12 protein-coding genes are annotated in these 8,927 nt (G+C 46.2%); 11 read left to right on the forward strand and 1 reads right to left on the reverse strand.

What is annotated here, in order from left to right; translation table 11 throughout:
- A partial coding sequence (locus GXO74_02635) for a DUF4143 domain-containing protein (GenBank protein NOZ60556.1) occupies nt 1-237 on the reverse strand: 237 nt, incomplete at its 3' end.
- A 243-nt stretch (nt 238-480) separates the two neighbouring features.
- Here GXO74_02635 and GXO74_02640 point away from each other — a divergent pair.
- The 11 genes from GXO74_02640 to GXO74_02690 all read left to right on the forward strand — a co-directional run.
- Complete coding sequence (locus tag GXO74_02640; GenBank protein ID NOZ60557.1) at nt 481-705, forward strand: hypothetical protein; 225 nt, start codon at nt 481-483, stop codon at nt 703-705.
- Between the two features lie 50 nt (nt 706-755).
- Nucleotides 756-1,103, forward strand: coding sequence for a hypothetical protein (locus GXO74_02645; protein NOZ60558.1), 348 nt, complete (start codon nt 756-758; stop codon nt 1,101-1,103).
- 168 nt (nt 1,104-1,271) lie between these two features.
- Nucleotides 1,272-2,030, forward strand: a complete 759-nt coding sequence (locus GXO74_02650; protein ID NOZ60559.1) for a TPM domain-containing protein — start codon at nt 1,272-1,274, stop codon at nt 2,028-2,030.
- Between the two features lie 59 nt (nt 2,031-2,089).
- The gene (locus tag GXO74_02655) at nt 2,090-2,815 is read left to right on the forward strand and encodes a nucleotidyltransferase domain-containing protein (protein ID NOZ60560.1); all 726 of its coding nucleotides are present in this window, start codon (nt 2,090-2,092) and stop codon (nt 2,813-2,815) included.
- Between the two features lie 21 nt (nt 2,816-2,836).
- Nucleotides 2,837-3,409 carry a LemA family protein gene (locus GXO74_02660; GenBank protein ID NOZ60561.1) on the forward strand — a complete coding sequence of 191 codons (573 nt, stop codon included), beginning with the start codon at nt 2,837-2,839 and terminating at the stop codon, nt 3,407-3,409.
- Between the two features lie 36 nt (nt 3,410-3,445).
- On the forward strand, nt 3,446-5,128 hold the full coding sequence (locus GXO74_02665) for a carbon starvation protein A (protein ID NOZ60562.1): 1,683 nt from the start codon (nt 3,446-3,448) through the stop codon (nt 5,126-5,128).
- 84 nt (nt 5,129-5,212) lie between these two features.
- Nucleotides 5,213-6,019, forward strand: a complete 807-nt coding sequence (locus GXO74_02670; GenBank protein ID NOZ60563.1) for a hypothetical protein — start codon at nt 5,213-5,215, stop codon at nt 6,017-6,019.
- 220 nt (nt 6,020-6,239) lie between these two features.
- Nucleotides 6,240-7,241 carry an ABC transporter substrate-binding protein gene (locus tag GXO74_02675; GenBank protein NOZ60564.1) on the forward strand — a complete coding sequence of 334 codons (1,002 nt, stop codon included), beginning with the start codon at nt 6,240-6,242 and terminating at the stop codon, nt 7,239-7,241.
- Between the two features lie 104 nt (nt 7,242-7,345).
- A complete protein-coding gene (locus GXO74_02680; protein NOZ60565.1) occupies nt 7,346-7,858 on the forward strand; it encodes an isoprenylcysteine carboxylmethyltransferase family protein in 513 nt (170 codons plus the stop codon).
- Nucleotides 7,859-7,894: 36 nt separating this feature from the next.
- Nucleotides 7,895-8,404, forward strand: a complete 510-nt coding sequence (locus GXO74_02685) for a TRAP transporter small permease (protein ID NOZ60566.1) — start codon at nt 7,895-7,897, stop codon at nt 8,402-8,404.
- Nucleotides 8,401-8,927: TRAP transporter large permease subunit (locus GXO74_02690; protein ID NOZ60567.1), on the forward strand; the 527-nt coding region annotated here is incomplete at its 3' end. The genes GXO74_02685 and GXO74_02690, both read left to right, overlap by 4 nt.

Below are 8,927 nucleotides of genomic sequence, written 5' to 3' on the forward strand. Positions count from 1 at the left end.
TTTGAAGAATTCCGGGTTTATTGTGGTGCTCGATTTGATTTCTACCGCTGTCACACTCTGGCCTGATTCAATGACACAATCTATTTCGTGTCCCGAAGCATCACGCCAGAAATAGAGATTCACATTGCTATTGGTGTTAGCGATGCGTTTCTTCATTTCTGAAATGATCAAAGATTCAAAAATTTCTCCTTTGAGATAATGAAAATTGAGTTCATCCGGAGACCCAATCCCGAGCAGCGAACAGACGAGTCCTGTGTCGTTTCCCCGGCCTGTCGTGGCCTGCTAATGGCAATTACTGGCATTTGTTCGGCTGCGGCGAGAATTATTTCTGCGAATTCTCTCCGGATCATAAAATCCTCAAATGCGTAGCGGCAATTTTTATCAGAGATACGAGATAAAAGTCAAGTTGTCAATAAAAATCTTTGCAAATTAGAAGTTCAACTTCTAATTTGCAATAAAATTGTCCGGAACTTCAAACTTTTGAAAAAATATTTGCAAAAATTCCATGAAACAAACTCTGTGTGGCAACCACCGGCTCGGGCAAAAGCAAGAGATGTACCCCACTTAAAAAGTGGAGTACATCTTTGCCGCATTGGTTTTTTTACTGCTGCAAAAAATATTTTTCTCCCCATTTTATCCTTGCAATTAAGTCGGGCAAAGTTTATATTTATGCAGCGTGGGGGAGCTAAAAAATTTGCATTTTAATCCCTGCTCAGAAAATTCAGTGAAAAAATCAGCAGCGCGGAGGGATGATTATGGACTACGATCAGACGACTGTAAGGAGGAGCATGAGTTTTATCGAAGAGAAGAAAACGCCGGACGCTGTTCCCAATGCGGACATTATTTCCACCGAGACGATTGTGAACATGCTTGTTCGCAAAGGAATTTGCACGGCAGAAGAACTGTTCATTTTGGAGGGGCAGATTCAGGAACAGAGCAAAGAAGCGAAACAGAACAAAGTTATTTCCATTAAAAATGAATACGACCGGGGGCGATTCCCGGCATTGAAACGCTGGATGAGCAAAAGACGCTGGACGCGGCGGCTGGGCACGGCGTTATTTGGGTGGAAATGGAAAAAAGTGAAAAAATCTCCGGCAGAATAATTGTCAAAAATAAGATTTTCAGATCGCAGGTTTCTCAGCATCATTTTTGTCCGAAAAACCTTTTTATTTGCCCAAAATTGGGTCTGCTCTGATTTATGTGTCGGAACCTTTTTTAAAATGACGGCGTGAAATATTTAATAAATTTCTTACTTTGAGAAAGAGAGTCTAATGAAGAAGCTACTTACGACGTTATTTGTTGTTTTCATTGGCATTACGTTATTTGCCACATCATTATCAGCGCAAAAATTTCCCCGCCCGATCAATTACGTCAGTGATTACGCGGACGTGATTCCCCCGGAATTTGAGCAAAAAATAAATACTCTCTGTTTGGAGTTGAAGCAGAAGACCGGCGTTGAAATCGCCGCAGTGACCATTCCCACGCTCGGCGACAATTACATCGAGGATTATGCCAATCGTCTGTTTGAAGCCTGGGGAATCGGAGAAAAAGGCAAAGACAACGGTGTTCTGATTTTGGACGCCATTAAAGAGAGACGCATTCGCATCGAAATCGGCTACGGCATTGAAGGAATCATTCCTGACGGCAAAGCCGGTGAAATTCGGGATACCTATTTGATTCCTTACTTGAAGCGGGGCAAATTTGGCCAGGGTTTTCTCTACACCACAGCGGCCATTGCCGAAGAAATTGCCAAAGCCAATGGCGTGGAACTCACCGGACAAGTAAAATTGCCGGCGAGAAAGCGCAATAGCGGCGGAATGAGCTTTATTACGATACTGTTCATCTTTTTTCTGATTTTTGCCACGCGCGGACGAATTTTGCCGTGGCTGTTTTTAGGCGCGATGATGGGCGGAAGCGGTCGTGGTCGCGGCGGTTGGGGAAATTTCGGTGGCGGAGGAGGGTTTGGCGGCGGATTTGGCGGCTTCGGCGGCGGAATGAGCGGCGGCGGCGGCGTCAGTGGCGGATATTAATTTACTCAAAAAATTATTTAAAATTAAGAATAGAAATCTGAGAATCAGGAGATAAATTTATGTCAAAAATTCCCAAGGACCCGGCGACAATTTCAGAGCCATTCGCGCAGAATTGCAAACAAATTTTCGGCGATGACCTGATTTCCGTTATTTTGTACGGCAGCGCGGCGCGCGGAGATTACGTTTACAAGAAATCGGATATCAATTTTCTCATCGTGCTCACGGACGACGGCATTCAAAATTTGGACAGAGCGCATCCGTTGATCAAAAAATGGGCAAAGAGACGCGTCAGTACACCGCTTTTTTTGACGAAAGATTACATCAGTTCAGCGCTGGACACTTTTCCCATTGAATTTCTGACGATGAAGCAACATCATCAACTCGTTTTCGGCGAGGATGTGCTGGAAAAATTGGAGTTCAATCCCGGAGACATTCGCCTCCAATGCGAGCGTGATCTGCGGGGGAAATTAGTTCATTTGCAGGAAAATTATTTAGGCAGTCTCGGCAAGCCGCGCGTTCTCAAAATGCTGCTGCGAAATTCTCTGCCCACATTTGTTTCAATTTTCAGTGCGCTTTTAGAGATTAAAAATAAGTCTCTGCCAGCATCAAAATCGGAAGTTGTGCAAGCGACTGCTCACGAATTCGGTCTCGACGCGGCTGTTTTTGAGCAAATTTTGCAATTTCGCGCCAATCACATTAAATTGAAGAAAGAGCAACTGAATCAATTAGTTAAAAAATACATCGAACAAGTTAGAAAATTAACGGCAGAAGTCGATAAATTATAATTTTTTGGAGGAGAGAAAAAAATGGGTAATGCGTTTAAAGTCATTTTTATAATTCTGGCTGTGGTGATTGTTTTAGCGCTTTTCCTGTCCCGACCTTACAATCAGTTAGTTACGCTGGACGAAGAAGTGAACACCGCCTGGTCCCAGGTGGAAAATCAACTGCAACGAAGATACGATTTGATTCCTAATTTGGTGGAAACAGTCAAAGGTTACGCCGCTCACGAAAAAGAAGTCTTCATTGAAGTAGCGAAAGCGCGCGCCAGCGTTGGCGGCGCCAGAACTCCTGGAGAAAAAATTCAGGCGAACAATCAACTTACCGGCGCTCTTTCCCGCTTGCTGCTGGTTGTGGAACGCTACCCGGAATTGAAAGCAAATGAAAATTTCATCCGCTTACAGGACGAATTGGCTGGCACGGAAAACCGCATCGCCGTGGAACGCCGTAAATACAACGAAAAAGTGAAAGTTTACAACCAAAAAGTGCGTCATTTTCCCACAAATATGATTGCAGGATTTTTTGGTTTCGAAAAACGACCCTATTTCGAAGCCCCGACAGAGGCAAAACAGGCCCCGAAAGTGGACTTCAGCGGCAAATAATTTCAATCAGATTTTCTTTTTATCGGAGGGCTTGCCATGAATTCGTTTGTGCTGATTGCATTCGCTTCGGTTTTTTTGGTTCTGGGGTATTTGTTTTACGGAAAATATATCGCTCGAAAATTAGGTATTGATCCAAAAAGAGAAACGCCGGCGCACACCATGACCGACAACGTGGATTATGTGCCGGCGAAAATGCCGGTTTTGTTAGGTCACCATTTCGCGTCTATCGCCGGCGCCGCTCCGATCATCGGGCCTATCATTGCCGCTGTTTTCGGCTGGGTGCCGGTTTTCCTGTGGATCATTTTGGGCAGCATTTTTTTGGGCGCGGTTCACGATATGACTTCTCTGGTCGCCTCGGTGCGGCACAAAGGCCAGTCTGTGGGTAAAGTGATTGAGGCGTACATCGGCGAGCGCGGCAAGCAGCTTTTTCTCATTTTTGCCTGGGCAACGCTGGTGTTGGTGATTGCGGCTTTTACTATTGTGGTCGCTAAAACGTTTGTTGCGACGCCGGCGGTATCGACGGCCTCGATTTTGTTCATTTTTCTGGCAATTATATTCGGTTTTTCCGTTTATCGCATGAAAGCCGGCCTTGCTGTTTCCACAATTATCGGCGTGATTTTGCTGTTGGCGTGCGTCTGGTTTGGCGTTAAATTTCCGTTGGTGCCGTCGGCTGACGCTGCGCAATCCCAATACATCTGGTCTTGGGTGCTGTTGGCTTACATTTTTGTCGCGTCGGTGACCCCTGTCTGGATTTTATTGCAACCGCGAGATTATTTGAATTCATTTTTGCTCTACTTGGTGTTGCTCGGCGCGTTCGTCGGACTTTTATTCAAACATCCGGAAGTGCAGATGCCGGCTTTCGCCGCTTTTGTGGATCCCAAGTTGGGCAGCCTGTTTCCGATTTTATTTGTCACTGTCGCCTGCGGCGCTATTTCCGGATTTCACTCGCTTGTCGCCTCAGGCACCACTGCCAAACAACTCGACAACGAGCGTGACGCCAGACCCGTAGGCTATGGCGCTATGCTCATCGAAGGATTATTAGCAGTAATCGCCTTGATCACAGCGGTAATTCTCACGCGGTCAAATTATATGTCTGATTTAGCGGCAAAAGGGCCTATTGCGGTATTTTCAGCCGGAGTAGGCGGCTTTGTCGAAAAATTAGGAGTGTCATTGCATGTGGGAACTACTTTCGCAGCGCTGGCTGTTTCCGCATTTGCTTTGACTTCATTGGATACGGCGACTCGACTGGGTCGGTTTGCATTCCAGGAATTTTTTCGAAAGGAAAATTCCACGCCGGCGCGGAGAGTGTTGACCAATCGCTTTGTGGCGACATTTTTCACTGTACTCCCAGGTGGCATTCTCGCCCTGTCCGGCAGTTGGACCGCTATCTGGCCTATTTTTGGTTCGGCGAATCAGTTGTTGGCAGCGCTGGCATTGCTGGCGGGCACAGTGTGGCTGGCGAAAAAACAGCGGCAAAATTATTTCCTGCGCTATCCCATGTATTTCATGTTTGCCGTGACGCTCAGCGCATTGCTGGTTTTGATTTACAAGAAAATTATGCTTTTGGCGCACTACTATTCAGGTCAAACAATGCCGCAATCTTTTGGCATTGTCAGCGCTTATTTTCTGGCGCTGATTGCGGTGCTGTTGTTCGTCGTGGCGATTGTGCTGGTCATTGAGGCTTATCAACATTTGCAAACTTCAAAAGCGAAAGCGTAACAAATGATAACGAAGAAAAGATTTCCGGGGAAACCAATCTTTTTGCTTTTGATGGCTATTTTTTTGGGGGGCTCCGGGTGCAGCATGCAGAAATTGGCTGTTCGATCCATGTCCGGCTTGCTGGAAGACAGCATGGCTGCTCTGTACGAAGAAACAGATCTGGCATTGGCGGAGCATGCGATTGCTTCAGATTTAAAGTTGCTGGAAGGAATTCTCAAATCAGACCCTGACAATGAAAAATACTTGCTCATGGCATCGCAGGGGTTTGCCGCCTATGCGTTGGGATTTGTGGAAGACGAAAATCCGCAACGCGCCAAACAACTCTATTTGCGGGGGCGTGATTACGGCTTGCGGATGTTGCGAAAAAATAGAGCGTTCCGACAAGCTGAAAATCAGGAATTGGAAAGTTTTACTCAATCGCTTAAAAAGTTCAACGCAAAAGACGTTCCCGCGCTTTTCTGGACAGCAAACAACTGGGGCAATTTCATCAATTTGAGTATGAACGATCCCATTGCGCTATCTGATCTGCCTCGCGTGCAGGCGATGATGGAGCGGGTGATCGAGCTGGATGATAGTTATTTTTTCGGCGGCGCCCATCTTTTTTTAGGTACACTTTACGCGGTCAGACCGCCGATTTTAGGCGGCGACATGAAAAAAGCCAAGGCGCATTTTGATCGCTGTTTTGAGTTAAGTCAGGGGAAATTTTTGTTGCCATCGGTCTATTACGCGCGTTATTATTTGACGCGGGAGTTTGACGAGGAACAGTTTCAAAAGACGCTCCAAAAAGTGCTCGATGCGCCGGCAGATATTTTTCCCGAACAGAATTTGCCCAATGCGATTGCCAAAAAGAAGGCAAAGATTTTGCTGGAAAACGCCAGTGAATTTTTTTGATGGGCAATCCGACACAGGGCATTTGTCATTGGCGATTGGATTTTAGGCGGCAGCTTTTTATTTGAGATTTGTTTTCAAAGTGTACGAGATAAAATCCTGACGGATTAATTCCCAAAAGGCTATCGAACTTCAGGCATCACCTTTTAAAAATTTTCAGAAGATAAATTCCCGAAAGTCGAACTCTGAACTGCGAACCCGAAAGAAGGGGGAAGATAAAAAAATGAAACGACTTTTCTTATTCCTGGCAGCGATCATTTTAACAACGACGACAGGGGGCTTCAGCCAAAAGTACGTCATTAAATTCGCCAGCCTCGCGCCGGAAGGCTCGACATGGATGAACGTGATGCACGAGCTGGACAGATCGGTTCGCGACGCCACCAACGGCGAAGTTGGCTTTCGCATCTACCCCGGCGGCGTTTCCGGAGACGAAAAAGATGTGCTGCGCAAAATTCGTCTGGGACAATTGCACAGTGCCGGATTCACCGGCGTCGGCATGGGCGAGATTTTGCCGGAAGTGAGAATTTTTGATTCGCCGTTTCTGTTTCGCAATTATGACGAAGTCGATTTCATTCACGAGAAATTTTTTGATAATTTTGCCAAAAAGTTTGAAAAGAACGGTTTCATTCTCCTCGGCTGGGCAGATGTCGGTTTCGTTTACGTCTATTCCAAAACGCCGGTTCGCCATCTCAAAGATATGGAAAAAGTAAAAATGTGGATGTGGGAAGGCGATCCGGTGGCAGAAGCCACGTTCAAAGCGCTGCACATTAATCCGATTCCGCTGTCCGTAATTGACGTCATGACTGCGTTGCAGACAGGCATGGTGAACGCGGTTTACACATCGCCGCTGGCAATGATTGCGTTACAATGGTTCACAAAAGTCAAGTACATGATGGAGATTTCACTCGCCGATGCCGCCGGAGCCGTGCTCATTTCCAAACGGCAATTTAATCGGCTGCCAGAAAAATACCGGAAGGTTTTGCTGGAAAAATCAAAAGAATATTTCACTAAATTGATGACGCTCAGCCGCGAAGAAAATCGAAAATCGATTGCGGCATTGAAAAAGCAGGGCATCAAAATGAGTCCGGCGCCCGGCAAGGCAGAAGTTGAACAATTTTACCAGGCGGGAAAACGCGCGCGACGGATGATGGTGCCGAAACTTTATTCCCTCAAATTGGTCGAAGAGGTGGAGAAGGCGCTGGATGATTTTCGTGGCGCAAATTAGTTTGGTGATTGGTCGTTGAGCGTTGCGTTGAAACTCAAAATCCAAGTTTAGGAATTCAAAACCCGAAACTACAAATCCCAAAAAGTACCTAACAAAGCTGCTGCATGAAGCAAAAGCAAAAAACAGAATATTCTGTCAGCGAAATGAGCCGCTGGGGCGTGGGACCTGTGTTTGCAGGTCTCTCCATTTTATTTTCCCTCATTCCGTTATCAATCAGCTTCTATTTTTTTCCATTTTTCCAAATAAAATTTATCCCGCAAATCATCTTGACTATTTCCGGCATTATTTTTATCTTAACGGGACTGACAATTTTTCTCATTTCATATTTCACCGTTGACAGCGCCTATTATCAGGGAAAATTTGTCCGGACCGGAGTTTATCGTTGTTGCCGTCATCCGTTGTACGCTTCCTGGGTCATTTTCACGGTGCCGGGGATGGTTTTGATTGTCAATAGCTGGCTCGGACTAACGGCGCCGGTTTTCATGTATTTTTTGCTGCGCAAATTAGTGCAAAAAGAAGAAACTTACATGGAGCAAAAATTCGGGAATGTGTACACCGAGTACAGGCGCAGAACTCCCGGTATTCTGCCTTTTGGCATTTTCAAAAAAGATGGCTGATTTATTTTGTTAAAATCGCTCAATTAAGGAATAAACATGAAATTCATTCGCATCATTAGCGACTGGCTGGCAAAAATTGAATCGGCGTTTCTGATTTTGCTTTTGACGGCGATGATTTTGATTGCCTTTTTGCAAGTGATTTTGAGGAATTTTTTCGAGTCTTCCATTCTCTGGGGCGACACCTTATTGCGTCATCTCGTGCTCTGGGTCGGCTTCATCGGTGCGTCTCTGGCAACCCGGGAAGATCGACACATTAAAATCGATGTGCTGTCGCGATTTCTGCCGCGTCGCTGGAAAATCATCGTTCAAATCATCACGCATCTTTTCGCCAGCATTGTTTGCTACTTTCTTTTCCGGGCAAGCCTGACCTTCATTGGCTTCGAAAAAGAGAGCGGCAGTGTGCTTTTCGCCAATATTCCCACCTGGATTTTTCAACTCATTCTCGTGATTGGATTTGGCTTGATCGGATTTAGATTTCTGCTGCGTGCCATTGAGAATGTTTTCCAATTAGGCAGTCCGGAGAAAAAGGAGGCAGCACAATCATGACAACTCTGCTCATCGCGCTGGGACTTCTGCTCGTTGCGTTATTTGGCGCGCCTCTCTTTTCCGTGATTGCGGCAATTGCACTGTTGAGCTTTCATTTTGCCGGAATCGATACCGCGGCGGTGATCGTGGAAATGTATCGTCTCGCCAGCGCGCCGACTTTGTTGGCAATTCCCCTGTTTACCTTTGCCGGGTATCTCCTTGCGGAAAGCGGCACGCCGAAAAGATTGGTCAATTTATCCCGCGCTATGTTCGGCTGGCTTCCCGGCGGATTAGCTATTGTCGCTCTTGTGACTTGTGCATTTTTCACGGCTTTCACCGGTGCCTCCGGTGTGACTATTGTCGCTCTGGGCGGGTTGCTTTTTCCTGTTTTGATCAAAGAAGGTTATTCGGAGAAATTCTCCCTGGGATTGGTGACCACTTCCGGCAGTCTGGGATTATTGTTTCCGCCGAGCCTGCCGATTATCCTGTACGGTCTGGTGGCAAAAATTTCCATCGATCAACTTTTTCTCGCCGGGATCGTTCC

It is taken from the genome of Calditrichota bacterium (assembly GCA_013152715.1).
GTDB lineage: Bacteria > Zhuqueibacterota > Zhuqueibacteria > Thermofontimicrobiales > Thermofontimicrobiaceae > 4484-87.

Bases quoted from the DNA above. Each gene is read 5' to 3' on its own strand.
- GXO74_02675 (NOZ60564.1), top strand. From the start codon at position 6,240: ATGAAACGACTTTTCTTATTCCTGGCAGCGATCATTTTAACAACGACG.
- GXO74_02650 (NOZ60559.1), top strand. From the start codon at position 1,272: ATGAAGAAGCTACTTACGACGTTATTTGTTGTTTTCATTGGCATTACG.
- GXO74_02645 (NOZ60558.1), top strand. From the start codon at position 756: ATGGACTACGATCAGACGACTGTAAGGAGGAGCATGAGTTTTATCGAA.
- GXO74_02680 (NOZ60565.1), top strand. From the start codon at position 7,346: ATGAAGCAAAAGCAAAAAACAGAATATTCTGTCAGCGAAATGAGCCGC.
- GXO74_02670 (NOZ60563.1), top strand. From the start codon at position 5,213: ATGCAGAAATTGGCTGTTCGATCCATGTCCGGCTTGCTGGAAGACAGC.
- GXO74_02655 (NOZ60560.1), top strand. From the start codon at position 2,090: ATGTCAAAAATTCCCAAGGACCCGGCGACAATTTCAGAGCCATTCGCG.
- GXO74_02685 (NOZ60566.1), top strand. From the start codon at position 7,895: ATGAAATTCATTCGCATCATTAGCGACTGGCTGGCAAAAATTGAATCG.
- GXO74_02660 (NOZ60561.1), top strand. From the start codon at position 2,837: ATGGGTAATGCGTTTAAAGTCATTTTTATAATTCTGGCTGTGGTGATT.
- GXO74_02665 (NOZ60562.1), top strand. From the start codon at position 3,446: ATGAATTCGTTTGTGCTGATTGCATTCGCTTCGGTTTTTTTGGTTCTG.